The sequence below is a fragment of the Ruegeria sp. BHSC026 genome, from assembly GCF_059613065.1.
The window spans coordinates 33585-57473 of the sequence record NZ_JBXWRV010000009.1; the positions used below are offsets into that span (position 1 = coordinate 33585).

Annotated in this window: 31 protein-coding genes; 14 read left to right on the forward strand and 17 right to left on the reverse strand. The window is 64.5% G+C overall.

Annotated features, from left to right (window positions below; genetic code table 11):
* Positions 1–50: 50 nt before the first annotated feature.
* Genes ispH through AC2FME_RS12395 form a run of 7 tightly spaced genes read left to right on the forward strand, consistent with a single transcriptional unit; the run spans position 51 to position 3744 of the window.
* Complete coding sequence (gene ispH, locus AC2FME_RS12365; protein WP_496679295.1) at positions 51–1001, forward strand: 4-hydroxy-3-methylbut-2-enyl diphosphate reductase; 951 nt, start codon at positions 51–53, stop codon at positions 999–1001.
* A complete protein-coding gene (locus AC2FME_RS12370; protein WP_490359948.1) occupies positions 998–1450 on the forward strand; it encodes a DUF3429 family protein in 453 nt (150 codons plus the stop codon). The genes ispH and AC2FME_RS12370 overlap by 4 nt, the downstream gene beginning before the upstream one ends.
* Complete coding sequence (locus tag AC2FME_RS12375) at positions 1447–2031, forward strand: class I SAM-dependent DNA methyltransferase (RefSeq protein ID WP_496800571.1); 585 nt, start codon at positions 1447–1449, stop codon at positions 2029–2031. The genes AC2FME_RS12370 and AC2FME_RS12375 overlap by 4 nt, the downstream gene beginning before the upstream one ends.
* The gene (rnhA, locus tag AC2FME_RS12380; RefSeq protein ID WP_170342684.1) at positions 2024–2491 is read left to right on the forward strand and encodes a ribonuclease HI; all 468 of its coding nucleotides are present in this window, start codon (positions 2024–2026) and stop codon (positions 2489–2491) included. Before AC2FME_RS12375 ends, rnhA begins: the two co-directional genes overlap by 8 nt.
* Positions 2488–3111, forward strand: a complete 624-nt coding sequence (locus tag AC2FME_RS12385) for a trimeric intracellular cation channel family protein (protein WP_496800572.1) — start codon at positions 2488–2490, stop codon at positions 3109–3111. The genes rnhA and AC2FME_RS12385 overlap by 4 nt, the downstream gene beginning before the upstream one ends.
* Before the next feature lie 41 nt (positions 3112–3152).
* The gene (locus AC2FME_RS12390; RefSeq protein ID WP_496741963.1) at positions 3153–3356 is read left to right on the forward strand and encodes a hypothetical protein; all 204 of its coding nucleotides are present in this window, start codon (positions 3153–3155) and stop codon (positions 3354–3356) included.
* Positions 3328–3744 (forward strand): hypothetical protein, encoded by a 417-nt coding sequence (locus AC2FME_RS12395; RefSeq protein ID WP_496800573.1) that lies wholly within the window; start codon positions 3328–3330, stop codon positions 3742–3744. The genes AC2FME_RS12390 and AC2FME_RS12395 overlap by 29 nt, the downstream gene beginning before the upstream one ends.
* Before the next feature lie 9 nt (positions 3745–3753).
* Here AC2FME_RS12395 and AC2FME_RS12400 read toward each other — a convergent pair whose 3' ends face one another.
* From AC2FME_RS12400 to def (AC2FME_RS12420), 5 genes are read right to left on the reverse strand one after another with little or no spacing between them, the layout of a single operon-like run.
* On the reverse strand, positions 3754–3990 hold the full coding sequence (locus AC2FME_RS12400) for a GlsB/YeaQ/YmgE family stress response membrane protein (protein WP_149776373.1): 237 nt from the start codon (positions 3988–3990) through the stop codon (positions 3754–3756).
* A gap of 1 nt (position 3991) precedes the next feature.
* A complete protein-coding gene (locus AC2FME_RS12405; RefSeq protein ID WP_005981317.1) occupies positions 3992–4228 on the reverse strand; it encodes a hypothetical protein in 237 nt (78 codons plus the stop codon).
* A complete protein-coding gene (gene fmt / locus AC2FME_RS12410) occupies positions 4228–5148 on the reverse strand; it encodes a methionyl-tRNA formyltransferase (RefSeq protein ID WP_496800574.1) in 921 nt (306 codons plus the stop codon). Before fmt ends, AC2FME_RS12405 begins: the two co-directional genes overlap by 1 nt.
* Positions 5149–5154: 6 nt before the next feature.
* A complete protein-coding gene (gene def / locus AC2FME_RS12415) occupies positions 5155–5649 on the reverse strand; it encodes a peptide deformylase (protein ID WP_496800575.1) in 495 nt (164 codons plus the stop codon).
* On the reverse strand, positions 5646–6164 hold the full coding sequence (gene def, locus AC2FME_RS12420) for a peptide deformylase (RefSeq protein ID WP_005981311.1): 519 nt from the start codon (positions 6162–6164) through the stop codon (positions 5646–5648). Before def (AC2FME_RS12420) ends, def (AC2FME_RS12415) begins: the two co-directional genes overlap by 4 nt.
* A gap of 94 nt (positions 6165–6258) precedes the next feature.
* On the opposite strand from def (AC2FME_RS12420), the gene AC2FME_RS12425 reads away from it, so the two are divergent.
* Positions 6259–7431 carry a MalY/PatB family protein gene (locus AC2FME_RS12425; protein WP_496800576.1) on the forward strand — a complete coding sequence of 391 codons (1173 nt, stop codon included), beginning with the start codon at positions 6259–6261 and terminating at the stop codon, positions 7429–7431.
* Between the two features lie 11 nt (positions 7432–7442).
* On the opposite strand, the gene AC2FME_RS12430 is transcribed toward AC2FME_RS12425, so the two are convergent.
* A complete protein-coding gene (locus AC2FME_RS12430) occupies positions 7443–7796 on the reverse strand; it encodes a hypothetical protein (RefSeq protein WP_496679319.1) in 354 nt (117 codons plus the stop codon).
* 181 nt (positions 7797–7977) lie between these two features.
* Between AC2FME_RS12430 and AC2FME_RS12435 the strand changes: the two genes are divergently transcribed.
* The gene (locus AC2FME_RS12435; protein ID WP_496688782.1) at positions 7978–8967 is read left to right on the forward strand and encodes a glutathione S-transferase family protein; all 990 of its coding nucleotides are present in this window, start codon (positions 7978–7980) and stop codon (positions 8965–8967) included.
* Here AC2FME_RS12435 and AC2FME_RS12440 read toward each other — a convergent pair.
* On the reverse strand, positions 8949–9311 hold the full coding sequence (locus AC2FME_RS12440) for a response regulator (RefSeq protein WP_490359939.1): 363 nt from the start codon (positions 9309–9311) through the stop codon (positions 8949–8951). The genes AC2FME_RS12435 and AC2FME_RS12440 overlap by 19 nt on opposite strands.
* 181 nt (positions 9312–9492) lie before the next feature.
* Between AC2FME_RS12440 and AC2FME_RS12445 the strand changes: the two genes are divergently transcribed.
* The 4 genes from AC2FME_RS12445 (at position 9493) to AC2FME_RS12460 (ending at position 13557) form a co-directional block, all read left to right on the forward strand.
* Positions 9493–10458, forward strand: coding sequence for a threonine-phosphate decarboxylase (locus tag AC2FME_RS12445; RefSeq protein WP_496800577.1), 966 nt, complete (start codon positions 9493–9495; stop codon positions 10456–10458).
* On the forward strand, positions 10455–11375 hold the full coding sequence (cbiB, locus tag AC2FME_RS12450; RefSeq protein WP_496800578.1) for an adenosylcobinamide-phosphate synthase CbiB: 921 nt from the start codon (positions 10455–10457) through the stop codon (positions 11373–11375). Before AC2FME_RS12445 ends, cbiB begins: the two co-directional genes overlap by 4 nt.
* Positions 11376–11389: 14 nt before the next feature.
* The gene (locus tag AC2FME_RS12455) at positions 11390–12553 is read left to right on the forward strand and encodes a lytic murein transglycosylase (RefSeq protein WP_496800579.1); all 1164 of its coding nucleotides are present in this window, start codon (positions 11390–11392) and stop codon (positions 12551–12553) included.
* A 470-nt stretch (positions 12554–13023) separates the two neighbouring features.
* On the forward strand, positions 13024–13557 hold the full coding sequence (locus tag AC2FME_RS12460; RefSeq protein WP_496800580.1) for an extensin-like domain-containing protein: 534 nt from the start codon (positions 13024–13026) through the stop codon (positions 13555–13557).
* A gap of 73 nt (positions 13558–13630) precedes the next feature.
* On the opposite strand, the gene AC2FME_RS12465 is transcribed toward AC2FME_RS12460, so the two are convergent.
* The 4 genes from AC2FME_RS12465 to AC2FME_RS12480 form a co-directional block, all read right to left on the reverse strand.
* Positions 13631–13990, reverse strand: coding sequence for a hypothetical protein (locus AC2FME_RS12465; RefSeq protein WP_496679328.1), 360 nt, complete (start codon positions 13988–13990; stop codon positions 13631–13633).
* A gap of 54 nt (positions 13991–14044) precedes the next feature.
* Positions 14045–17500, reverse strand: a complete 3456-nt coding sequence (locus tag AC2FME_RS12470) for a chromosome segregation SMC family protein (protein WP_496800581.1) — start codon at positions 17498–17500, stop codon at positions 14045–14047.
* Between the two features lie 137 nt (positions 17501–17637).
* Positions 17638–18042 carry a hypothetical protein gene (locus AC2FME_RS12475; RefSeq protein ID WP_496800582.1) on the reverse strand — a complete coding sequence of 135 codons (405 nt, stop codon included), beginning with the start codon at positions 18040–18042 and terminating at the stop codon, positions 17638–17640.
* 44 nt (positions 18043–18086) lie between these two features.
* The gene (locus AC2FME_RS12480) at positions 18087–19280 is read right to left on the reverse strand and encodes an aminotransferase-like domain-containing protein (RefSeq protein ID WP_496800583.1); all 1194 of its coding nucleotides are present in this window, start codon (positions 19278–19280) and stop codon (positions 18087–18089) included.
* Between the two features lie 159 nt (positions 19281–19439).
* Between AC2FME_RS12480 and AC2FME_RS12485 the strand changes: the two genes are divergently transcribed.
* Complete coding sequence (locus AC2FME_RS12485; protein ID WP_496711208.1) at positions 19440–20210, forward strand: FCD domain-containing protein; 771 nt, start codon at positions 19440–19442, stop codon at positions 20208–20210.
* A 10-nt stretch (positions 20211–20220) separates the two neighbouring features.
* Here the strand turns inward: AC2FME_RS12485 and AC2FME_RS12490 are convergent, their stop codons facing one another.
* The 6 genes from AC2FME_RS12490 to AC2FME_RS12515 form a co-directional block, all read right to left on the reverse strand.
* A complete protein-coding gene (locus AC2FME_RS12490) occupies positions 20221–21081 on the reverse strand; it encodes a glycosyltransferase family 2 protein (RefSeq protein ID WP_496800584.1) in 861 nt (286 codons plus the stop codon).
* 173 nt (positions 21082–21254) lie between these two features.
* Positions 21255–21815 (reverse strand): F0F1 ATP synthase subunit B, encoded by a 561-nt coding sequence (locus tag AC2FME_RS12495; protein ID WP_496688765.1) that lies wholly within the window; start codon positions 21813–21815, stop codon positions 21255–21257.
* 5 nt (positions 21816–21820) lie between these two features.
* A complete protein-coding gene (locus AC2FME_RS12500; RefSeq protein ID WP_496679340.1) occupies positions 21821–22366 on the reverse strand; it encodes a F0F1 ATP synthase subunit B' in 546 nt (181 codons plus the stop codon).
* Between the two features lie 86 nt (positions 22367–22452).
* Positions 22453–22677: a F0F1 ATP synthase subunit C gene (locus tag AC2FME_RS12505; RefSeq protein WP_005981269.1), complete on the reverse strand. Its 225-nt coding sequence runs from the start codon at positions 22675–22677 to the stop codon at positions 22453–22455.
* A gap of 69 nt (positions 22678–22746) precedes the next feature.
* A complete protein-coding gene (locus tag AC2FME_RS12510; RefSeq protein ID WP_496679342.1) occupies positions 22747–23535 on the reverse strand; it encodes a F0F1 ATP synthase subunit A in 789 nt (262 codons plus the stop codon).
* A 2-nt stretch (positions 23536–23537) separates the two neighbouring features.
* On the reverse strand, positions 23538–23870 hold the full coding sequence (locus AC2FME_RS12515; protein ID WP_490359927.1) for an AtpZ/AtpI family protein: 333 nt from the start codon (positions 23868–23870) through the stop codon (positions 23538–23540).
* Positions 23871–23889 lie beyond the last annotated feature (19 nt).

Consider the following 23889-nt stretch of genomic DNA (forward strand, 5'->3'; position numbering starts at 1 on the left):
GGACCCGAGGGCGGAAAAGCCTTACCTGTCCCTGTCAAGGAGACAGACGCATGACCAAGCCCCCCCTGACCCTGTATCTGGCCGCCCCGCGCGGGTTCTGCGCTGGTGTGGACCGCGCGATCAAGATCGTGGAAATGGCCCTGCAGAAATGGGGCGCCCCGGTCTATGTCCGGCACGAGATCGTGCACAACAAGTTCGTCGTGGACGGCTTGCGCGCCAAGGGTGCCGTCTTTGTCGAAGAGCTGGACGAATGCCCCGATGACCGGCCGGTGATCTTTTCCGCCCATGGCGTGCCCAAGTCGGTGCCCGCCGCCGCAGCCGCGCGCGAGATGCTTTTTGTCGACGCCACCTGCCCGCTGGTATCCAAGGTCCATATCGAGGCCCAGCGCCACGCCGAGGCCGGGTTGCAGATGATCATGATCGGGCACAAGGGCCACCCCGAAACCGTCGGCACCATGGGCCAGCTGCCCGAGGGCGAGGTTCTGCTGGTGGAAACGGTTGACGATGTGGCCAAGGTGCAGGTCCGCGACCCCGAAAAACTGGCCTTTGTCACCCAGACTACCCTCTCGGTGGACGACACGCGCGACATCGTGGCCGCGCTGCAGGACCGCTTCCCGGCCATCGTCGGCCCGCACAAGGAAGACATCTGCTATGCCACCACCAACCGTCAGGAGGCGGTGAAGACCGTCGCACCCAAGTCGGATGCGCTGCTGGTGGTGGGTGCGCCCAACTCCTCAAACTCGCGCCGTCTGGTCGAAGTGGCGTCCAAAGCGGGCTGCACCTATGCCCAGTTGGTGCAGCGGGCCACCGACATCGACTGGCGCGCGCTGGAAGGGATTTCCAGCATCGCCATCACCGCCGGCGCCTCGGCGCCCGAAGTCCTTGTGAACGAGGTGATCGACGCCTTCCGCGACCGCTATGACGTGACCGTCGAAACCGTCGAAACCGCCACCGAGAATGTCGAGTTCAAGGTGCCTCGCATTCTGCGCGTGCCCGCATGAGCGGCATCCCCCGCGCACCGTTAGTTCTGGGCCTGGCCGGTCTGATCCCCTTTGTATGGGGCGCGCTGACCTACCTGAGCGGAGACCTGAATGATTGGGGCAGCCGCGCGCTGGGCCCCCGGTTCGTGGGGCCCTATGTGCAGCTGTTCTATGGCGCTGTGATCCTCAGCTTCATGTCCGGCGTTCTGTGGGGTTTTGCCACCAAGACCTCGGGCAGTCGGGCGGCGCTGTGCTATGTACTGTCGGTCCTGCCGGCGCTGTGGGCGTTCTTCACCACCGGCGGCGGGCCGGTCGACGCGGGCACCAACCTGATGATCGGCTTTGCCGGGCTGCTGGTGCTGGACGCATTGTTCTGGTCCTGGGGCCTGACCCCGCGCTGGTGGATGAAACTGCGGCTGCTGCTGAGCGCCATCGTACTGGCCTGCCTGGCCGTTGGAGTATTCCTGTGAGCGACAAACGAACCATCGATGCCTACACAACCCGTGTGGACGACTATCTGGCAGTGCCGCTGCCACCCGAACAGATCGAATCGCGCGCAGCATTTGCGCAGGCGGTCGGCGACGGGCTGGTGCTGGATCTGGGGTCGGGCCCGGGTTTGGACAGCGGTTTCTTTCTGCGCCAGGGGCTGCGGGTTCGGGCGCTGGACGCCACACCGGCCTTTGTCGAACACGCCCGCGCAAATGGCGTGGACGCGCATCTGGGCACGTTCGATGACGTGACTGAAACGGCCGAATACGATGGGGTCTATGCCAGCTTTTCCCTGCTGCACGCCCCGCGCGCCGATTTCCCGCGACACCTGGCCGCCATCCACCGGGCCCTGAAGCCGGGCGGTGTGTTCTGTCTGGGCCTCAAACTGGGCACCGGAGAGCATCGCGACGAACTGGACCGCTACTACACCTATTTCACGCGCCCCGAGATCGAGACCGCGTTGGTCGAGGCGGGGTTCGTCATTGACCGTGTCACAACCGGTATGGGAAAGGGGCTGTCCGGATCGTATGACGGTTTCATTCTGGTGCTGGCCCATGCCTGATCTGTTTGCCTATACCGATGGTGCCTGTTCGGGCAATCCCGGCCCGGGGGGCTGGGGCGTGCTGCTGCGGGCGATGGATGGAGAAACCGTCTTGAAAGAGCGCGAGTTGAACGGCGGCGAGGCCGAGACCACCAACAACCGGATGGAGCTGCTGGCCGCGATCAGCGCGCTCGAAACACTGGAGCGGCCCTCGAAAATTACCATCGTGACCGACAGCGCCTATGTGAAAAACGGGGTGACGGGCTGGATCCACGGTTGGAAGCGCAACGGCTGGAAGACCGCCAGCAAGAAGCCCGTCAAGAACGTGGACCTGTGGCAGCGGTTGGACGAAGCCCAACAGCGCCATGACGTGACCTGGGAATGGGTCAAGGGCCATGCCGGCCACCCCGAAAACGAACGCGCCGACGAATTGGCGCGCGCGGGCATGGCCCCGTTCAAGCCGAAAAAGGCCCGCACATGACCGGTCTGGCCCTGCTGGACTATGCCTCGGTTCTGGTCTTTGCGCTGACCGGGGCGCTGGTGGCCAGCCGGGCGCAGCTGGACCTTGTGGGGTTCGCCTTCATCGCCTGCCTGACGGCGGTAGGCGGCGGGACGGTGCGCGATCTGCTGCTGGATAGGCACCCGGTCTTCTGGGTGGGCCAACCTGACTATATCCTGATCGCGGTGGCGGCGGCGGTGGTCGTGTTCTTCACCGCGCACCTGGTCGAAAGCCGCTACAACTGGCTGGTCTGGCTGGACAGTTTCGCACTGTCGATCGCCGTGGCGGCAGGAACGGGCGCGGCGCTGGCGCTGGGTCAGTCGGGCGTGATCGTGGTGCTGATGGGAGTGACCACCGGGTGCCTGGGCGGGCTGATGCGCGACGTGGTCTGCAACGAGGTGCCGCTGGTGCTGAAACAGGGCGAGCTTTATGTCTCGTGCGCCTTCACGGGGGCGCTGGTGGCCGTGGTGGCCACCCGTCTGGGGCTGGAGACACTGCCGGCGCTGGGCCTGTGCGCGCTGTCCTGCTGGGCGTTGCGGGCCGGATCGCTGCTGTTCGGCTGGCAGTTGCCGGTCTACAAGGCACGCCCGCCGCGGCAATAACCGCCCGCCGGACAAGGGCAAAAGGCGCAAGGATTCATCCGATGACACGGTTGCTGATCTGCCTGCCCCTGCTGGCTGGATGCGCCGAGGACTACACGCCGCTGAGTTTCGTTGAGCGCGGGGACAAGATCATTGTGACGGGAACGATCGACCACACCTCGCTCAGCGCCTTCGAGGAGGTCATCGCCCATAATCCGGGGTTGCAGGACGCTGGTGTTGCAGAACATCGAAGGGTCGGTGGATGACGACGCCAACGTGATCTTCGGCCGCGTCGTACGGGCCGAAGGGTTCGATACCGTCGCTCCGTCAAACGGTCTGGTGGCATCGGGCGGAACCGATCTGTTTCTGGCGGGCAATCGAAGGACCCTGCAACCGGGCGCCTGTGTCGGGGTCCACAGCTGGGCGGGCGGTGGGTTCAAAGCCGCAGAGCTGCCGGAAGATCACCCCGAGCATGACAGGTATCTGGACTATTTCCGCGATATCGACGTGGACGAGGATTTCTACTGGTTCACTCTGGATGCGGCTTCGGCTGAGGACATGCACTGGATGACTGCGGGCGAAGCGAACCGGTTCGACATGACAACCCAGCCCGTTCAGCGCCTTGGATCCGCGGACATCTATGACGCGCGCTAGGGCCTCGGGTCAGCGCCGGAAATAGGTCTTCCAGATCCAGATCAGCAGCAGCGCGCCCAGCACCGCGCCGACGAATCCGGGCATCCAACCCATGACCGTCAGCAAGGCACGCATGATCAGCCCGCCCACCACTGCCCCGGCGATACCGATCAGCAGGGTGGTGGGGATGTCCGCCTCGATCCGCATCAGGCGGGTGGCCAGAAATCCGGCCGCGGCGCCAATGACGATCAGGGCAAGGACGGGCATCTCATTTCCTCCAATGCGTGGGCACGATGATCAAGGCCCCCACCGACGAGATCACCGCATCCAGCCCCGGCGGTCCAAAGCTGATGCCGAACATGATGCGGATGAAATAGAACAGGAACGCTCCGCCCACGCAGATGATGATGGATTGCAGATACCCGTTGTGCGTAAAGCCCGTCACTTCGGACAGATAGCCGACGATGCCGGCAATCACGACGGTACCCATCATCACCATGAACATCAGGACGTCTCCGAGCCGAGGCGGGTTCCGGCCGGGATCGGCCAGCCCCGCAGGAAGGTTTCCCTATCCTGCGCCGCCTTGCCCGCCCGTTGCAAGCGCAGCAGTTCGACCGCACCGGTACCGCAGGCCACGCGCAGCGCGTCGTCCAGCACCTCGCCCGGCCGGCCCTGCCCGTCCGACAGGCGCGAGGCGAGGAGCTTGACGCGCTCGCCCTCGATCTGAGTCCAGGCACCGGGAAAGGGCGACAGGCCGCGGATCTGGCGATCGACCTCGACGGCGGGGCGCGACCAGTCCACGCGGGCCTCAGCCTTGTCGATCTTGGCGGCATAGGTCACACCGACCTCGGGCTGCGGTTCGGGGGTCAGCTCGGGCAGGCGGTCCAGAGCCTGCACGATCAGATCGGCGCCCATCGCCGACAGGCGGTCATGCAACTGGGCGGTGGTTTCCTCGGCCCCGATCGGGGTGGCCTGACGCAGCAGGACGGGGCCGGTGTCCAGACCGGCCTCCATCTGCATGATGCAGATGCCGGTCTCGGCATCCCCCGCCATGATCGCCCGGTGGATCGGCGCGGCCCCGCGCCAGCGGGGCAGCAGGCTGGCGTGGATGTTCAGGCAGCCATGCCGGGGCGCGTCCAGAATCGGCTGCGGCAGGATCAGCCCATAGGCCACGACCACCGCCACATCGGCCTTCAGCGCGGCTAAGGCGGCCTGTTCCTCGGGCGATTTCAGCGAGGTGGGATGGCGCACCGGCAGGCCCAGCGCCTCGGCGCGGGCATGCACCGGCGTGGGTCGGTCCTTCTTGCCGCGACCGGCCGGGCGCGGCGGCTGGCAATAGACGGCGGCGATCTCGTGCCCGGCCCGCACCAGCGCGTCCAGCACCGGCACTGAAAACTCGGGCGTTCCCATGAAGATGACGCGCATGCCGACCTACCCCGCCTTTTTCGCCTTGCGCAGCAGCATGTCGCGTTTGACCTTGCTGAGACGGTCGAAATACATCCGACCGTTCAGATGGTCGATCTGGTGCTGCACGCTGGTGGCTTCGATGCCGACGAACTCGCGCTGGTCGATCTCGCCGTTTTCATTGAGGAATCGGACTGTCACCGCACGCGGACGTTTGATTTTGGCCGACACGCCCGGCAGGTTCGGGCTGGCCTCGTCATGCTCGCGCAGCTCGACCGAGCTGTGCAGAATTTCGGGGTTGGCCAGGCGCACCGCGCGGCCACGCTCGGCCGAGCCGTCCACGACCGCAAGCCGCAGCATCACGCCGATCTGGGGCGCCGCCAGGCCGACGCCGGGCATCGCCTCCATCGTGTCGATCATGTCGTCCCAGATGGCGCGGATCTCGTCGGTGATTTCAGTCACCGGTTCGGCCTTGGTGCGCAGGCGCTTGTCGGGCCATGGCAGGCAGGGACGGACGCTCATGCGCGGGCCAGCTCACGCTTGAGCTTGACCATCTTGCGCGTGATCATCTGCCGTTTCAGCGGCTTCAGATAGTCGATGAACAACTTGCCGTTCAGGTGGTCGATCTCGTGCTGCACGCAGGTGGCCCAGAGCCCGTCGAAGGTTTCCCGCTGCGCCTTGCCGTTCTGGTCCATCCAGGCGACCTCAACCTCGGCCGGGCGGGTAACCTCGGCGAACTGATCGGGGATCGACAGGCAGCCTTCCTCGTAGACGCTGGTTTCGTCCGAGGCCGAGATGATCTCGGGATTGAACATCACCAGCGGGCGGGGGGTGGCGCCTTCCTCCTTGACGCAATCCAGCACGATCAACCGTTCCAGCACGCCGATCTGGGGCGCGGCCAGCCCAATGCCCGGCGCGTCATACATGGTTTCCAGCATGTCGTCGGCCAGCGCGCGCAGCTCGTCCGACAGGTCGTCCACGGGCGCACAGACCTTTTTCAGGCGGGGATCGGGATGGATCAGGATGTTGCGTTTCATGGGGCTGATTTAGGTCATCGCGGGCGCGGCCGCAACGCCCCCCTTGCACCGGGCGAATTTCCCGATAGCTTTCAAGCCAACAAATGGAGCAGACATGACTTTCAACGACCTGATCGACCGCCGGGGCACCTTCAGCTCGAAATGGGACAAGATGGAGCAGCTGTTCGGCGTCTCGCCCGAGGACGGGCTGGCCATGTGGACCGCCGATTCCGACTATGCCACCGCGCCCTGCGTGATCGACGCGGTGCGCCGCGCGGCCGATCACGGGGTGTTCGGCTATTCCTGGCAGCACCCGGCCTATCTGCAGGCGGTGCAGTGGTGGATGCAGAACCGCCACGACTGGGCGATCGAGACCGATTGGGTTCTGACAACACAGGGTCTGGGCAACGCCATCGCGCTGAGCCTCGATGTGTGGAGCGAACCGGGGGACGGAGTGGTGATCTTCACGCCGGTCTACCACGAGTTTGCGCACAAGGTGAACAAGACCGGCCGCCGGGTGGTGGAATGCCCGCTGGTGCGGGCCGGCGATACCTATGAGATCGACCTGGACGACGCACAGTCGCGGCTGGACGGGTCCGAACGGATGTTGATCTGGTGTTCGCCGCAGAACCCGTCCGGGCGGGTTTGGACAGTGGAAGAGCTGCGTGCGGTGGCGGCCTTTGCCGAACGCAACGGGCTGATCCTGATCTCGGACGAGATCCATCACGATCTGGTCTATCCGGGCCACAAATTCGTGCCGATGGACGTGGCCGCGCCGGATGCGCGGCCCTGGACGGTGACGCTGACAGCGGCGTCCAAGACCTTCAACATCGCAGGCCAGCGCACCGGCAACATGATCATTCCAGACGACACGCTGAGGGCGCAGATGCGCCACCGGCTGAACACTTTGGACTATGACCCCAGCGCACTTGGCGTGGCCATGATCACCGCGGCCTACACGCCGGAAGGCGCCGAATGGGTGGATGCCCAGATCGACCATCTGAAGGGCAACCGTGCGCTGTTCGATGAGACGATTTCCGAGATCCCCGGCCTGTGGTCGATGCCCCTGCAGGCGACCTACTTGGCCTGGGTCGATTTCTCGGGCACCGGAATGGACCATGCCGAATTCGTGCGACGTCTGCGGCAGGACGCACGAATCGCCACCTCACCCGGGCCAGGTTTTGGCACTGGGGGCGAGACGTTCGAACGCTTCAACCTGGCCACCCAACGCACGCGGGTCGAAGAGGCCTGCACGCGGTTGAAGGCGGCCTTCAGCGATTTGCAGTAGACTTGGCAGGCCTACTCCGCCGGCCCGAGCAGGGCAATCGGGGCGTCGGGGTCACGCGCATAGTCCAGTGGCGCAGTGTCGACATGGGCCGTGCTGCGTTTGAACTCATACCGCATTTCCGGGCCTTCGGTATCTGCCGCAATGATCAGGCACTGATACAGATGCCGCGCTCCGTCATAGATGTCGACCAGCCCGCGCAGGCGCGGCGTGGTATCAGATTCGACCGTGAACCCGTCCTTCCACAATCTGAGGACTCTGTAGGTTTTGTCGCCCACTTCCACCCGCAAACGGCTGGCCTTCTTCAGGGCGGCGATTCGGGCGGCGTCCAATTCCGCGCTGATTTCCTTGGAAACATAGGTACTCATGAAAAACTCCCCCGGTTGCCGATTCCATTCTGACCTCATTTTCGTAAAAATCCAGTGAACTTGGTCGCATGAGCGCGGGCGGCGTTGTGCATCCGCGCAGGGACCTTGCGCGCTGAACCTCATAGGAACGAAGGACTATGCGTCTTATCATTGTGGCCAGACGCAAAGTGGAGGAGCCGGGATGGGCCTTTTGATCGACGGCGTGTGGCACGACAAATGGTATGACACAAAATCCACCGGTGGGGCCTTCAAACGCTCGGCCGCCCAGTTCCGCAACTGGATCACAGCCGACGGCCGCCCCGGCCCGTCGGGCAAGGGCGGGTTCAAGGCCGAAGCCGACCGGTATCACCTTTATGTCAGTCTGGCCTGCCCCTGGGCGCATCGCACGCTGATCTTTCGTCAGCTTAAGGGGCTGCAGGACCTGATCACAGTATCGGTCGTTCATCCCGATATGCTGGAGCACGGCTGGACCTTCCAGACGGACGACCACGGCGCCACCGGAGACACGCTCTATGGCCTGGACTATGCCTATCAGGTCTATACCCGCGCCGATCCGCAGTATTCGGGCCGGGTGACGGTACCGATCCTTTGGGACAAGGCGCAACAGACCATCGTGTCGAACGAAAGCTCCGAGATCATCCGCATGTTCAATGCGGCCTTCGACGAAATCACCGGCAACACCGACGACTACTGGCCCGCCGAAATGCGCGACGCGATCGAAGAGGTCAACGCGCGGGTCTATTCAAACGTGAACAACGGTGTCTACAAGTCGGGCTTTGCAACCACGCAAGAGGCCTATGACACGGCCGTGCACCCCCTGTTCGACACGCTGGACTGGCTGGAGGACCGGCTGTCCACGAACCGTTATCTGATGGGGGATCGCCTGACCGAGGCCGACTGGCGCCTGTTCACGACCCTGATCCGGTTTGACCCGGTCTATCACCTGCATTTCAAATGCAACCGCAGACGGCTGATCGACTATCCCAACCTGTGGGCCTACACGCGCGAGCTGTATCAGTGGCCGGGGGTGGAAAGCACAGTGAACCTGCATCACATCGTGCGGCACTATCACTACAGCCACGACAGCATCAATCCGCACCGGATCATCCCGATCAACCCGGTTCTGGACTATTGGCAGCCGCACGGACGCGATCAGCGCCCCGCTGCGTAGTGTTCGACCATGGCCGCCAGATCCTCGGGCGGCGTGTTGCTCTGGACATAGGCACAGGCGTTCGAACTGTGCGCAAAGATCGACCCGTCCGAGAAGAAGGTGGTATTGGTGACAAAGATCACCCGCGCGTCCGGCCGGCGATAGTTGGCAAAATCCGCCACGGCTAGCGCGCTGCCGGACTCCAGCACCAAATCCAGAATGATGACTTCGAACGGCGTCGCATACAGCGCCAGGATCGCGGTCTCCTGGCTGTCAACCAGCGTTACCTCGGCACCCTGGCGCTCCAGGTGCCGCTGCCACACCCGACCGAGGTCAGGGTTACTCTCAACAATCAAAACTTTCATTTGCAACAACCTTGGCACTTGATACAGTCCGAAGTGCCATCCCCTACGCCCCTGATCCCGCGATTTCGTTAACAAAGTGTTAACGGCCACTTCCACATTTCCAGAACGGGCGGATTCCCTTGTAAATTCGGCGTGAATCCGCTTGAACCTGGGTAAATCGCGCGAACAGGCAAGAAAACGCATGACGGACAGCATCCAGGATTTGAACCCGCGCAACCAGCGCGACCATGGCGGCGGCCTGGACCAAGCCATCGCTAGCCATGGCGGCGCGCGAGCGGAATGGATCGACCTGTCGACCGGGATCAACCCGCATCCTTATCCTATGGCGGACCTCATGCCTGAAGACTGGACCGCCCTACCGGATCACGGGGCCTTTGCCCGGCTCAGCGATGCGGCCCGTCGCTTCTGGGGCGTGCCGGAGGGCGCGGCAATCCTGCCCGCTCCGGGCGCCTCGGCCCTGATCGCGCGGATCCCGGCGCTGGCCCCCGTTGGTGCGGTCCAGATCACCACGCCTACCTACAACGAACATGCTGCCGCCTTTGCCGCGCAGGGCTGGAGGGTGCAGCCTGACGGTCCGGCGCCGGCACGGGTGATCGTGCATCCCAACAATCCCGACGGCAGGATTTGGCAAGCCGAGGATGCCGACGCGCCACTGACCGTGATCGACGAAAGCTTTTGCGACGTGACGCCCGAGGCATCTCTGATCCGCCTGTCGAAACGCTCCGGCGTGATCGTTCTGAAAAGCTTTGGCAAGTTCTGGGGTCTAGCGGGCCTGCGACTGGGCTTTGCCATCGGGGACCCCAACCTGATCGCGCGTCTGAACGCTCTGACCGGCCCCTGGGCGGTGTCCGGCCCGGCCCTGCGTATCGGCGGGCAGGCCTTGAATGACACGGCCTGGGCCGAGGCCACACGCGCCCGGCTGGTCCGTGATGCGGATCGGCTAGATACGCTGATGACCGGTAAGGGCGCGCATTTGGTCGGCGGCACGACCCTGTTCCGCCTGTATGACGTGGACGATGCCGCCGCCTGGCAGGACCGGCTGGCACAGGCCCATATCTGGAGCCGCATCTTTCCCTATTCCGATCGATTCCTGCGGCTGGGCCTGCCGCCCGATCATGGCTGGTCGCGGCTCGAGGCGGCGCTGTGAGCACCGCTCTGACGCTGGCCCTGGCGATGCTGCTGGACGCCGCATTGGGCGAACCCGATTGGCTGTGGTCGCGTCTGCGGCACCCGGCGGTGCTGATGGGCAACGCCATCGGCTGGTTGGACCGCCGCCTGAATCACGGCACGCATCGACGGGCCAAGGGCGTGTTCGTCGCCCTTCTGCTGCTCTTGAGCGGCTGGGTGGTCGGTGCGGCGCTGACGTGGCTTGGCTGGGTGGTCGAGGTCGTGGTCTGTGCGATCCTGTTGGCGCAGAACTCTCTGGTGGCGCATGTCCGCGCCGTGGGCGTCGCACTGCGGCAGTCCCTGCCCGAGGGCCGCGCCACGGTTGCGATGATCGTGTCGCGCGACACCTCGCAGATGACCGAGGCACAGGTGGCGCGCTCGGCCATCGAAAGCGCCGCCGAGAACCTGGGTGATGGGGTGATCGCCCCCGCCTTCTGGTTCTTGCTGGGCGGCCTGCCGGGGTTGCTGGTCTACAAGGCGGTGAACACCGCCGACAGCATGATCGGGTACCGCAACGACACGTACCGAGACTTCGGCTGGGCCGCCGCCCGGCTGGACGATCTGCTGAACCTGATCCCGGCGCGGCTGACTTGCCTGATGATCGTGGCCCTGTCGGGGCAGTGGCGCCAATGGCGGGCCATCTTGGCGGACGCGCGGCGCCACATCTCGCCCAATGCCGGCTGGCCAGAGGCCGCAATGGCCCGCGCGCTGGACGTGGCACTGGCCGGGCCGCGCAGCTATGACGGGCAGATGCGCGATCTGGCCTGGGTCAACGGCGAAGCCCGGCGCTCAATCGGCGCAACGGAGGTTTTCCGCGCATGCGGAATGCTTTGGCAGGTTTGGGGGCTTGCGTTGGCGGGGCTGACGGTGTGGGTTGTTCTGAACACGGTTTTCTGAGGATGGTTTTCGTCATGCGCATTGTCTCGGGCCTTGTGGCCGCTTGCCTGTTCGCTGCCCCGGCCCTTGCACAATGCGGCGGCGGCTTCAGCGCCTTCGTTCGCGGGCTGAAGGCCGAAGCGGTGCAGCAGGGGTTCGATACGGCCACGGTCGATGCGTTCTTCAACGGTGTGCAACAGGACCCCAAGGTGCTGAAGGCCGACCGGGCACAGGGCGTGTTCCAGAAACCGTTCATCGAATTCTCGCGCCGCCTGATCTCGCAGGACCGGATCAGGCGCGGCCAGGCGATGGCGCAGAAATACGACGCCGTGTTCGACCGGATCGAGGCCGAATACGGCGTGTCGCGTGGGGTCCTGCTGGCCTTCTGGGCGTTCGAGACGGATTACGGCGCCTTCCAGGGCGATTTCAACACCCGCAATGCGTTGGTGACGCTGGCCCATGATTGCCGCCGCCCCGAGCTGTTCCGGCCGCAGATCTTCGCCGCGATCGAGCTGTTCCGGAACGGCGATTTCGACCCGAACCGCACCACCGGCGCCTGGGCGGGCGAGATCGGCATGGTGCAGATGCTGCCCCGTGACATTCTGGAAAACGGCGTGGACGGTGATGGCGACGGGCATGTGCGGTTGAAAACGTCGGCCCCCGACGCGCTGATGTCCGGGGGCAAGATGTTGTCGCATCTGGGTTGGCAGCCGGGTCAGCCCTGGCTGCAGGAGGTCACCGTGCCTGCGCAGATGGACTGGTCGCTAAGCGGGCCGGGCAAACCGCGCCCGGTCTCGGACTGGCAGGCGGTGGGTGTGCAGGCGCGTAGCGGGTCGCTGGCCAACCTGCCGGCCTCGCTGATCCTGCCGCAGGGGCGCAAGGGGCCGGCCTTTCTGGCCTATCCAAATTTCGATGTCTATTTCGAGTGGAACCAGAGCTTTGTCTATGTCCTGACCGCGGCCTATTTCGGAACGCGTCTCGAGGGCGCACAAGTCTATGCTGCGGGCAACCCCGAACCGGGCCTGACCGGCGCTCAGATGAAGCAGCTGCAGGCCAAGCTGCAGGCGCGCGGGCACGACGTAGGCAAGATCGACGGTATTCTTGGCGCCGGTACGCGGGCCGCAGTTCAGGCCGAGCAGGCCCGGCTGGGCCTGCCCGCAGATGCTTGGCCAACGGTGGATCTGCTGAACCAGCTCTGAGCGGGCGCGGCACAGGAAAGGCCAGTGCGAAGCCAACCGCTCGAACCGGCGGCCCGATGACCGACGGCAGAAAACGGTTGATCCGACGGCGCGGCATCCGCTTAACTTCCAGAGGTGAAAAGTTTCCCGGGCCGGATCGCAGGGGCGGACGCGGCGATCCGCGCCCGGTGCGGTCCGGCTGCAATCGGGCAAGCACCCTGCCCGGCTGTCTGGAGGTTGGTGTGATCCGTGTTCTGAGTGTTCTGCTGTGTCTCGGTGTCGGGCCGGCATTTGCCGCCCCCAACTGCGCCGAGAGTCCGGTACCCAACTTGCAAGGATTTGACATTCCCGCGCCGCCTGATCCCGGCGACACCGCGCAGCCTGCAGCAGTCGTTGTACCCGCTGACATTGTCCGCACGCCCGTCGCCGTCTCGCCCCGCCCTGCCTTACGACCGTGCAAGTTTTCCAAGATCGGAGAGGGCCGCCAGCGCATGCGCGAACGTGGCGCCTTGTGCGATGACTGGACCATCGTTGGCGAACCTCGGAGACGCTTCGCCGGAACGTACCGGGGCTGCGGCATCGGTCGCCCGGTTCAGGTCCACAGCATGTCGGACATCCGACTGAGCCAGAAGGCGTTGATGGATTGCCGAACGGCAATCACCCTCAATACATGGATCGAGACCATGGCCAAACCGGCCTTTGCAGATCTGGGCGGCGGATTGGACGAGGTCCGGCTTGTCGGACACTATTCCTGCCGGACGCAGAACAACCACCGCTATGCGCCTTTGTCCGAACATGCGCGCGGTCGGGCCGTCGACGTTTCGGCGTTTCAACTCAGGGATGGCACGATCGTGTCCGTGCGGGATGGGTGGAATACACTGGAATTCGGCCCCATTCTACGCCGCCTACATCGCGAAGCCTGCGGGCTGTTCGGTACCGTGCTCGGCCCGGCGGCGGACAAGTACCACCGTGATCACTTCCACTTCGACACGGCACAGCGCCGCAATGGGGCGCTGTGCCGCTAGCATCCGGCCAAAGCCATGCACTGCCAGGCTCCACGCATCGGGGCCGAGCCCGATGGATCTGAATGCCATGACATCAAGGCCGCACCGGAAATCGTTCGCCTTTTTCGGTGATCAGGATCAGCCGGTCTTTGTTGCGCACATACAGATCGCAGCGGTCGAACCCATTTCGATACTGCACACAGATGCTGCCATCAGCGGCGATGCTGTAGGTCCCGAAGGCCGTTCCGCCGCCATTGGCCGCTGAATAGGTATAGGAATAAGACCCACCGGCCGAGTATTTCGACTGACCGTCGTCATGGAAGGTCAGCGTGCGGCCTGCCAACGCATCCAGTTCAGCGGGGCTTAAGGGGACGTCGCCGGGGCGGGTGGCCCATTCGGCAGCCCAGAGAGGCGAGGCGGCGCAAGCCGCGCCGATCAGCAACAGATGTTTCATGCGGCCAGCCTAGCCCGGCCCGGCACGATCGCGGAATAACGTTGCGGTGAGCGGTCAGGCGACCATCTGCTCGGCCTTCTTCAGATCGACCGAGACCAGCTGGCTGACGCCCTGTTCCTGCATGGTCACGCCGAAGAGACGGTCCATCCTGGCCATGGTCACCGCGTGGTGGGTGATGATTAGGAACCGCGTGTCGGTCTGGCGGCACATCTCGTCCAGCAGATCGCAGAACCGGGTCACGTTGGCATCGTCCAGCGGCGCGTCGACCTCGTCCAGCACGCAGATCGGCGCCGGGTTGGCCAGAAACACCCCGAAGATCAGTGCGGTGGCGGTCAGGGTCTGTTCCCCGCCCGACAGCAGGCTGAGCGTCGACAGCTTCTTGCCGGGCGGTTGGCACATGATCTCGAGCCCCGCATCCAGCGGGTCGTCGCTCTCGACCATCACTAGGTTGGCCTCGCCGCCACCGAACAGATGCTTGAACAGCATGGCGAAGTTCGCGTTGACCTGCTCGAATGCGGTCAGCAGGCGCTCGCGGCCCTCACGGTTGAGGCTGGCGATACCGCTGCGCAGCGCCTTGATCGCTTCTTCAAGATCGGATTTCTCGCTGTTGAGCGTGTCGAACTCCTCCTGAACCTCCTTGGCATCCTCCTCGGCGCGCAGGTTCACCGCACCCATCGCGTCGCGCTGGCGCTTGTGGCGGTTCACCTCTGCTTCCAGGGCATCGGCGGCGGGCATGTCCTCAGGGTTCACGTCCAGCTGGTTCAACAGCTGGTTCGGTGTCAGTTGTTGATCCTCGGCGATGCGCTCGGCGGCGGCGGCGACACTTTCCTTGGCCGCCTCGAACCGCGCCTCGGCCGCGGCGCGGGCTTCGCGCGCCTCCGAGGCCTTGCGCTCGGCCTCGCGCTCAGCCAGCACGGCCTCGCGTTGCAGGGTTTCGGCCTGGACCAGCTTGTCTGTGGCCTCGGCGCGGCGGGCCTCGGCGGCCTCGATCATCTCGTTCAGCTCTTCGCGCGCCTCGGCGATCTCGGCGGGCGCGGCCATCGCCTCGGTCAGTTCTTCTTCCGAGCTGGTTTTGCGCTCGGCCAGCTCGGCGATGCGCTTCTCGGCGGTTTCCAAGCGGTGTTTCCAGCCGCTCAGGTCCTTGGCCACCTCCTGCGCGCGGCGGGTGCGGGCCTCGCCTTCGCGGCGCAGCTCGTCATGGGTCGAGCGGTGCGTCAGCATGGTGATCCGCGCGGCCTCGACCGTCTGCTTGATATCCTCGACCCGTGCGCGGGCAGTGTCCAGATCGCCCAGCGCGGCCAGCGCGGCCTCGGCCTCGCGCAGCTGGGCGCGGGCCGCCATCGCATCCTGCTTGTGACGGTCGACCGCAAGCGTCAGGTTCTCCAGTTTGCCCTGCGCCAGGTTGCGGTCGGCCTCGGCCCGGCTGAGCGCGCGGGCCGCTTCGGCCATGCGTTGGTCGGCGGCGCGGCGGGCCTCGCGTGCGCGGCGGTCGGCCTCTGTCACCTCGGCCAGTTGTCGCGACAGGGCCTCGTGCGCGGCGCGGGCACCGTCGGCCTGCGCTTCGACCTGCGCCAGCTGCTGTTTCAGCACCTCGAGCTTGTTGAGCTGCTCCAGCCGCAGCGCCGCGGCGCTGGGGGCATCCTCGGCCCAGGCGCGGAACCCGTCCCAGCGCCATAGATCGCCCGAGCGCGACACCAGCCGCTGGCCGGGTTTCAACAAAGGTTGCAGCCGCGCGCCCTGATCCGCGTCGATCAGGCCGATCTGTGCGATGCGACGGCTGAGACGGTCCGGCCCCGATACGTGCAGCGCCAGAGGCACGGCCCCGTCCGGCAAAGGCTGATCGGCGTCATAGCCCGGCACCTGCACCCAACCCGACGGCCCATCGCCTTCGACCAGCGGGGCGCGGAGGTCATCCGCCAGCGCGGCCCCCAGCGCCTTTTCAAAGCCCGGCTCGACCCGAAGCAAGTCCAGCACCTGTCCGCCCTCGGCGGTGTCGCGCTCGACCAGCTTGGCCAGCGCAGTGGTCTCGGCCCGGATCGCCCCCAGCTCGCCCTCGGCCTCAGACCGTTGGGCGCGGGCCTCGGCCTCGCGCGCCTGGGTCTCGCCGCGCAGTTCGTCGGCGGCGGCCAGCGCTTCTTCGGCGGCTTCGGCGGCCTCGCGCGCCTCTTCCTCAGCGGCTTGCGCGGCCTCGAACGCTTCGTCGGCGCGGGTCAGCGCGGCGCGGGCCTCGGCAACGGCCGCGCGGGCCTTTTCCTCTTCGGCCTCTGAGCGTGCCAGCGTCTTGCGGCTGTCCTCGACCAGGCGCTGCGCCGATTGGTGACGCGCGACCAGACGAGCGGTGTCCTCGGTCTCCTGCGCCAGCAGATCCTCGCGCTCCTGCAGAACCGCGGCGGCCTCTCGGGCAATTTCGGCGGCTTCGGCCAGCTTGTCGTCATGGCCCTCGGCGGCCTTGGCCAGTTCGCGGGCTTCCCATTCCAGCCGTTCGATCATCTCGCCGGCGTCGCGGTTCAAACCGGTTTCACGCTCAATGTCGCGGCCCAGTTGCTGGATGCGGGCAGTCAGGGTTTCGATGGTCTGGCGCGCGCGGGTTTCCTGATCGGACAGCTGATCGCGCTGCACCTGCTGGCGCTGCAGGACGGCGGCGGCGATGGCCTCCTCCTCGCGCAGCGGCGGCAGGGTTTCTTCGATCTCGGCGCGTTTCGCGCTGGCGGCGCGGGCCTCGGCCTCGGCGCGCGCGGCTTCGGTGATGCGGTCACGCAGACGCTCTTCGGCCTGCTGGCGGGCCATGTCGGCCTCTTTCCAACGGCGATACAGCAACATACCTTCGGCTTGGCGCAATTGCTCGCCGATCTCGCGATACCGCGCGGCCTGACGGGCCTGGCGCGCCAGCTGCGCCAGCTGCGTGCCCAACTGTTCCAGAACGTCATCGACGCGGGTCAGGTTGGCCTCGGTGCCCTTGAGCTTCAGTTCGGCCTCATGCCGGCGCTGGTATAGGCCCGAGATACCGGCGGCCTCTTCCAGAATGCGGCGGCGAGCGCGGGGTTTGGCGTTGATCAGCTCGGCGATCCGGTTCTGCCCCACCAGCGCGGGCGAATGCGCGCCGGTCGAAGCATCGGCGAACAGCATCTGCACGTCGCGGGCGCGCACGTCTTTGCCGTTGGCCTTGTAGGCGCTGCCCACGTCGCGGGTGATGCGGCGCACGATTTCGATCTGATCGCTGTCGTTGAACCCGGCCGGAGCCAGACGTTCCGAGTTGTCCATGGTCAGGACGACCTCGGCGAAGTTGCGCGCCGGACGGGTGGCGGCACCGGCAAAGATCACGTCCTCCATCGCACCGCCGCGCATCGATTTGGGGCGGTTCTCGCCCATCACCCAACGCAGCGCCTCGAGCAGGTTGGACTTGCCGCAGCCGTTGGGCCCCACAACACCGGTCAACCCGTCGGCGATGATCAGATCGGTCGGATCGACAAAGCTTTTGAAGCCGGTGAGTTTGAGTTTGGTAAAGCGCAAAGGCCGGTTTCCATGATTCCCGTTCCTTCAAAGTCTGGACAAGGGAATGGCCGTGAGTCAACGAAGTTGCGCAGGATATGGGATATTGGGCCAAGTTATCCACAATATCTTGCTGATTTGGGCGGAATTGCGCGGAGTCAATAAGGCGAACACTCGAACACCTGGTATCCGGTGTCCGATCCGCTGTCATGGGTGCCGAAGTCGATGCATTCATAGTTGGTCGGCGTGACCGCAGCCAGCAACAGCCGGTTCGACGCCCTGCGGTCACAGGCGAGAATGCCCACGGTCACTGCCGCATCGCCGAGCACGTCGGCGACCGGACAGCCCGAGACCTGCGCCATGGCCAACGCGGCCCGATCCCGGATCGACCCCAGCCACGGGGCATATTGGCTGTTGACGCGGACCGCCTCGGCGAGGTCTCCGCGCCGGCGCACGTCGAACACGCTGCCGTTTATGGCCACGCGGGTTGCGGGCAGGTCGCGGAAATGGGGCGTGCCGGCCGAGCAGCCGGCCAGCAACAGCAAGGCGAGGAACCGGATCATGCCGCAGCTTTGCGGCAAAATGGTTAACGAAAGCTTTCCCGAACTTACCCGCGCATGACCGTGCCCAACCGGGCAATGCCCTCGGCAATCCTGGCCTCGTCCGAGTTGGAGAAACTCAGCCGGATCGTATTGGCGCCGCTGCCATCTGGGTGAAAGGCCTGTCCGGGCACAAAGGCGACCTTGACCGTCTCAAGCGCGCGGGCCAGTAGCTGTGCGCCATCCGAGCCGGGCGGCAGGGTCAGCCAGATGAACATGCCACCCTCGGGCCGGGTCCATTGCACGCCTTCGGGCATGTGCCGTTCCAACGCCGCCAGCATCGCGTCGCGGCGCGCGCGGTAGGTTGCGCGCACTTTCGGGATGTGGCTGTCGAAACAGGTTTGGGCAACTTGGTGCACGGCCATCTGGTTGATGGTGGCCGAATGCAGGTCGGCGGCCTGTTTCATCAACACAAGCTGCGAGATGACGGGCCGCGCCGCCACGACCCAGCCAACTCGCAACCCGGGCGACAGAGTCTTGGAAAAACTGCCGCAATAGATGGTTCGGCACGCTTGCAGATCGCCCTTTCGCGCCAGTTCCAGCGCAAGGATCGGCGGAATCGCCTGCCCGTCATAGCGCAGGGCCTGATAGGCGCCGTCCTCGATCAGGGCGCAGTCCAACTCCTCGGCCAAATCCAAAAGGGCCTCACGCCCCAGCCGATCGACGGTCTCGCCGGTCGGGTTGGCAAAGTCGGGCGACAGATAGGCGTATTTGATCGCCCCCGGCCCCGCCGCGGCCCGATATTGCGCCGCGCCCGCGTTGCCGCCTGCGCGCAACCGGTCAAAGCGAGGCTCATAGGCGTTAAAGGCCGCCAAGGCTCCCAGATATGTCGGCCATCCGACCAGCGCCGTGTCGCCGGGCGACAGGAACAGCTTGCCCAGATAGTCCAGCGCCTGTTGCGAGCCCGAGGTGATCAGAACATCATCGGGGCCGCAGTCGATGCAGATCTGACGCATGTGGTCGGCGATCCATTCCCGCAACGGCAGGTACCCTTCGGACACGGAATACTGCAGCGCCTGCGCCCGGCTGTCGGCCCTAAACGCCTGTTGGAATGCCTGGGCAAAGGCCTCGGCCGGAAACAGCGCCGGGTCGGGGATACCGCCGGCAAAAGAAATGATGCCGGGTTGATCCAGCAGTTTCAGCAGCTCTCGGATTTCAGACGCCTTCATTCGCGCGGCGCGCGTGGCAAATAGCTGATGCATGGGCCGAGCCTCCTCCGCTGGGTCGGACCGACGCTATGACCTCCGCGCTTAAAGTCAATAATACTGACCTATTGTTTCAGGCAATGTGATCGCGGCCCGTTCTTGCGCAGGCCGGGCTTGTGTGGTCATATGATTTGACCAATTTCCAGCGATGTTCCGATGCCCTTTCAGAAAGTCCAGACCGAGAAACTGTCCCTGGCCGTCGTCAAACAGATCGAGCTGCTGATCCTGCGCGGGATCCTGCGCCCCGGTGAACGCCTGCCGCCCGAGCGCGAACTGGCCGACCGACTGGGCGTATCGCGCCCGTCGCTGCGCGAGGCGATCTCGCAACTGCAGGATCAGGGCCTGCTGTCTGCCAAGGCCGGGTCGGGCATCTATGTGGCCGAGGTTCTGGGCTCGGCCTTTTCTCCGGCGCTGATCCGTCTGTTCAGCAGCCATGACGAGGCCGTGTTCGATTACCTTTCCTTCCGGCGCGACATGGAAGGTTTGGCGGCCGAACGCGCCGCGCGTCTGGGCTCGGACAGCGACCTGAAGGTGATCCAAGCGATTTTCGACAAGATGGAGGCCGCCCATGCCCGCAACGCGGCCGATGACGAGGCCCATCTGGACGCGCAGTTCCACATGGCGATCATCGAAGCCAGCCACAACGTGGTGATGCTGCACATGATGCGGTCGATGTTCGATCTGTTGCGGCAAGGCGTGTTCTACAACCGCCAGATCATGTTCCACCAGCGCACCACGCGCGACGCAATCCTGAACCAGCACAGGGCAATCAACACAGCCCTTCAGGCCCGCGACCCCGAGGCCGCCCGACAGGCAGTGGAACAGCACCTGAGCTTCGTCGAACGCTGTATGCAGGACCAGCAGAAAGCGCAGCGCAACGAACGTATCGCGCGCCAGCGCCTGGAACACGAAACCGCCGGGCGTTAAGCGCCAGTTGTCAGATCCGATGCAACTTTCGCATCAGTCTGTGCTTCCACAGCTGGGGTCGCGCAAAAGGCTTGGGGTCGCATTTACGCAGATCGGGAAAGGTCGCTTCGGCCTCTTTGCGGGTCCGCAACTTTAGTGGTTCGTCGAGGATACGGCGGACCAGATCATCCTGCGGCACGACCGAAGCGCGCTCGGCATCGATCACCTCGAGCATTTCGGCATGGTAGGCTTCGATATCTTCCGACCGTTGTCCGTTGCGGAACCTGAACGCGCCAATTTGGTCATGAACGGACAACATCGTTGTATGCTTCGAAAACCTCAGCCACAGTTCTCCGTCCACGGCAAGGCGGAGCGACTCGTTCAACCTACCGCCTGCGACTTCCCACAGGCTGCGGCGCCAGAAAGTCGATTCCTGCTGAATCCATTGATAGTCGGCCGCAAGAAACCGCGTATGGGTCACAAGTCGCGGGCGGTGGATGCTCAAAACCTGATCGGCCTCGTCGATACAGGTCACCCGACCGGTCAACCATTCTACCGAGGAATTGAACGCAAATATCGAGCCCACAAGTGACAGGCTTCCGGGCAACAGGACATCGTCCGAGTTGATCCATCCCATCACATCTCCGGTCGACACCGCAAAGCCCCGATTTATTGCGTGGGCTTGTCCGTCATCCGGTTCGGACAGAACCGTAGAGAAGAAATTGCGGTACCTCTCGACGACTTCGAGGGACCCATCCGTACTGCCGCCATCCGAAAGGATCAGTTCGAGGTCTGGATAATTCTGATCGATGACAGACCGAATCGTGCGTTCGAGAAACTCGGCGCAATTGAGATTCGGGATCACAACGCTGATCAGAGGCAGCTGCGTCATATCTTACCACGGGTTTGGCTGGGCAAGCCGTGAAACGAACAAAATGGTTCTGATTTAGCATAGACAAAAAAAACGGTGAGGGCAAAATCTGCCCTCACCGAACATTGTGCAACCGTCGTGAAGCTCTGCAATGCGTCAGCAAACAGCTGCCGATGGCAGCTACCTGCGCCGGATCAATGCAGTTTCTGCGCCACGGTCGCGATGGCCTCGTCGATCAGTTTGTTGGCCTGGGCCGCGGTCATCTGCTTGGCCAGTACCGACTGTGCGGCGACGACAGCCGCTGCGACGGCCTGATCGCGAACCTCTTTGACCGCTGCGGCCTCAGCCGAGGCGATCTGATCCTGAGCAGCCGCAAGGCGACGGGCAATCGACTTCTCAAGGTCGGCCTTGGCCTGCTCGGCCGCCAGAACCGCGTCTTCCTTGGCCGCGGCCACGATGGCATCAGCCTGGGCCTGCACCTCGCGCTGCTTGCGCTCGTACGAGGCCAGCAGGCCGCGCGCTTCTTCGTGCAAGGCGCGGGCTTCGTCCAGTTCGGCCTGGATGCCCTGGGCGCGATTGTCCAGCGCCCCGCCGATCATGCCGGGCACCTTGAAGTAGAACAGCACCGCGATGAAGACGATGAAGCCCAGCAACACCACGAAGTCGGTGTTGCCCAGCGAGAAGAACGGGCCGCTTGCGGCAAAGGCCGGGCTGGCGGCGCCCGCAGTCAGGACAAGGGCAAGGATGTTCCGCATGTCACTTATCCTTTCAGCTGTGCTTCTACGGCACCTGCGATGGCATCGGCATCCGCCTTGCCGCCCAGTGCGGTGACCAGCTCGGCCGCCACGTCCTTGGCAACCACTTGAATGCTTTCCAGCGCTCCGGCCTGGATCTCGGCAATCGCCTTTTCGGACTCGGCCGCCTTGGCCGCGATTTCCGCGTCAGCCTTGGCGATCGCGTCATCCAGATCCGCCTGGATTTCGGCGCGGGCTTCGGCCGCAATCCGCTGCGCCTCGGCACGGGCATCGGCCAGCGCCTTGTTATAGGCTTCTTCGGCCTCGACCGCTTTGGCCTTCAGGTCTTCGGCCGCGGCCAGGTCGTTGGTAATGGTCCCCTGACGCTCGGCCAGGATCGCCGCGATGCGCGGCAGGGCCACGCGGGACAGAACCAGAAAGATGACGACCAGCGTAACGACGAGCCAGAAGATCTGGTTCGGGAACCAGTCGAAGCAAAGCTGCGGCATCCCGATGGCAGAGCCATGAGAGTCGACGCAGGTTCCTACTGCTCCGGTTGTTTCAGTCGCCATGATGTCCTCCGTCGGAACGTTGTCTTTACAACAGGTGGGCCGCTATGGCTTGGGCCCACCTGCGCGTAAGGATCAGGTTCCGCAGATTATACGGCGAACATCAGCAGCAGCGAGACCAGGAATGCGAAGATCCCCAGGGCTTCTGCGAATGCGATACCGATGAACAGGGTTGCGGTCTGCGAAGCAGCCGCCGAGGGGTTGCGCAGAGCGCCGGCCAGGAAGTTGCCAGCCACGTTGCCCACCCCGATTGCGGCCGCGCCGGAACCGATTGCTGCCAGGCCTGCGCCGATGTGTGCGAGATCGCCTTCCATGATGTATCTCCTTACGAATTGGAAGTTTCGATTTTGGGTTATCGTTCCTGTGCCGGGGTCACGCCCCGATCAGTGATGCGGATGCAGAGCGTCCTTCAGGTAAACACAGGTCAGAATGGTGAATACGTAGGCCTGGATGAAGGCCACCAGGACCTCGAGGCCATACATCGCGGTGATCGCCAGAACCGACACAGGCGAGATCGCGGCAATCGCGGCGAAACCGGCGAAAACCTTGATCACGGCGTGGCCCGCCATGACGTTGCCCGCAAGACGGATCGAGTGGCTGACCGGACGCACGAAATACGAGATCAGTTCGATGATCGCCAGGATTGGGCGGAGGGCCAGCGGTGCGCTCGACACCCAGAACAGGCTGAGGAACCCGGCGCCGTTCTTGACAAAGCCCAGCACGGTCACGGTCAGGAACACCGCCAGCGCGAGCACCACGGTCACAGCGAAATGCGAGGTGGTTGTGAACGACATGGGCAGCAGGCCCAGGAAGTTCGCGGTGACGATGAACATGAACAGGGTCATGACATAGGGGAAGAACTTGACGCCTTCCTTACCGCAGATGTCTTCCAGCATCTTGTAGATGAAGCCATAAGCCAGTTCGGCGATCGACTGCATGCGGGTCGGGACGATGGCGCGCTTCGAAGTGCTCAGCACCAGCAGACCGATGATGGCCAGAACCGCGAAGAACAGCCACAGGGTCACGTTGGTGGGCGTGTACCAAGCGATCGTGTCGCCGCCGAACAGCGGCTTGACGATGAACTGGTCCATGGGATGGAACACCAGGCTGCTGCCTTCTGCTGCGTGTTCTGCGCCTGCGGCGCCGTGTGCTGCGGTGGTCTCGCTTGCCACGTTCAGTCCCTCTCGTCCTTCTCGGCCCTTGTCGCGGCCGCTTGTTTCTCTTGGGCCTCCTGTGCGCTGCGGAGCATGACCTTCACCCCGGCGACGAGACCCAGCAATGTAAACAGCACCAGGAAGATCGGGATCGTCCCGAACAGGCTGTCCAGCCCGTACCCGATGCCAAATCCGATCCCCAGACCGGATACCATCTCGATGACCATCCGCCAGGCCAGTTCGCCCCCGGATATGTCGGCGTCTGCGCGGGCCTGCGGTTGCTTGGCCTTTTTCGCCGCTTCGATCCGCGCCTCAAGCTGCGTCAGGCGCTGCTTTGGGTCGTCATCGGTCACGGGCGGTTTCCTCGCACAG

Excerpts from the sequence above, each read along its gene's own strand:
- def (WP_496800575.1), bottom strand. The coding sequence starts at position 5,649 with ATGAGCGTCCGTCCCTGCCTGCCATGGCCCGACAAGCGCCTGCGCACC.
- AC2FME_RS12440 (WP_490359939.1), bottom strand. The coding sequence starts at position 9,311 with ATGAAAGTTTTGATTGTTGAGAGTAACCCTGACCTCGGTCGGGTGTGG.
- fmt (WP_496800574.1), bottom strand. The coding sequence starts at position 5,148 with ATGCGCGTCATCTTCATGGGAACGCCCGAGTTTTCAGTGCCGGTGCTG.
- AC2FME_RS12460 (WP_496800580.1), top strand. The coding sequence starts at position 13,024 with ATGCGCGAACGTGGCGCCTTGTGCGATGACTGGACCATCGTTGGCGAA.
- AC2FME_RS12480 (WP_496800583.1), bottom strand. The coding sequence starts at position 19,280 with ATGCATCAGCTATTTGCCACGCGCGCCGCGCGAATGAAGGCGTCTGAA.
- AC2FME_RS12485 (WP_496711208.1), top strand. The coding sequence starts at position 19,440 with ATGCCCTTTCAGAAAGTCCAGACCGAGAAACTGTCCCTGGCCGTCGTC.
- AC2FME_RS12405 (WP_005981317.1), bottom strand. The coding sequence starts at position 4,228 with ATGTTCATGGTGATGATGGGTACCGTCGTGATTGCCGGCATCGTCGGC.
- AC2FME_RS12505 (WP_005981269.1), bottom strand. The coding sequence starts at position 22,677 with ATGGAAGGCGATCTCGCACACATCGGCGCAGGCCTGGCAGCAATCGGT.
- AC2FME_RS12435 (WP_496688782.1), top strand. The coding sequence starts at position 7,978 with ATGGGCCTTTTGATCGACGGCGTGTGGCACGACAAATGGTATGACACA.
- AC2FME_RS12445 (WP_496800577.1), top strand. The coding sequence starts at position 9,493 with ATGACGGACAGCATCCAGGATTTGAACCCGCGCAACCAGCGCGACCAT.
- def (WP_005981311.1), bottom strand. The coding sequence starts at position 6,164 with ATGAAACGCAACATCCTGATCCATCCCGATCCCCGCCTGAAAAAGGTC.
- AC2FME_RS12370 (WP_490359948.1), top strand. The coding sequence starts at position 998 with ATGAGCGGCATCCCCCGCGCACCGTTAGTTCTGGGCCTGGCCGGTCTG.
- rnhA (WP_170342684.1), top strand. The coding sequence starts at position 2,024 with ATGCCTGATCTGTTTGCCTATACCGATGGTGCCTGTTCGGGCAATCCC.
- AC2FME_RS12390 (WP_496741963.1), top strand. The coding sequence starts at position 3,153 with ATGACACGGTTGCTGATCTGCCTGCCCCTGCTGGCTGGATGCGCCGAG.
- AC2FME_RS12425 (WP_496800576.1), top strand. The coding sequence starts at position 6,259 with ATGACTTTCAACGACCTGATCGACCGCCGGGGCACCTTCAGCTCGAAA.
- AC2FME_RS12490 (WP_496800584.1), bottom strand. The coding sequence starts at position 21,081 with ATGACGCAGCTGCCTCTGATCAGCGTTGTGATCCCGAATCTCAATTGC.
- AC2FME_RS12455 (WP_496800579.1), top strand. The coding sequence starts at position 11,390 with ATGCGCATTGTCTCGGGCCTTGTGGCCGCTTGCCTGTTCGCTGCCCCG.
- AC2FME_RS12465 (WP_496679328.1), bottom strand. The coding sequence starts at position 13,990 with ATGAAACATCTGTTGCTGATCGGCGCGGCTTGCGCCGCCTCGCCTCTC.
- AC2FME_RS12475 (WP_496800582.1), bottom strand. The coding sequence starts at position 18,042 with ATGATCCGGTTCCTCGCCTTGCTGTTGCTGGCCGGCTGCTCGGCCGGC.
- AC2FME_RS12430 (WP_496679319.1), bottom strand. The coding sequence starts at position 7,796 with ATGAGTACCTATGTTTCCAAGGAAATCAGCGCGGAATTGGACGCCGCC.
- ispH (WP_496679295.1), top strand. The coding sequence starts at position 51 with ATGACCAAGCCCCCCCTGACCCTGTATCTGGCCGCCCCGCGCGGGTTC.
- AC2FME_RS12400 (WP_149776373.1), bottom strand. The coding sequence starts at position 3,990 with ATGCCCGTCCTTGCCCTGATCGTCATTGGCGCCGCGGCCGGATTTCTG.
- AC2FME_RS12385 (WP_496800572.1), top strand. The coding sequence starts at position 2,488 with ATGACCGGTCTGGCCCTGCTGGACTATGCCTCGGTTCTGGTCTTTGCG.
- AC2FME_RS12495 (WP_496688765.1), bottom strand. The coding sequence starts at position 21,815 with ATGCGGAACATCCTTGCCCTTGTCCTGACTGCGGGCGCCGCCAGCCCG.
- AC2FME_RS12500 (WP_496679340.1), bottom strand. The coding sequence starts at position 22,366 with ATGGCGACTGAAACAACCGGAGCAGTAGGAACCTGCGTCGACTCTCAT.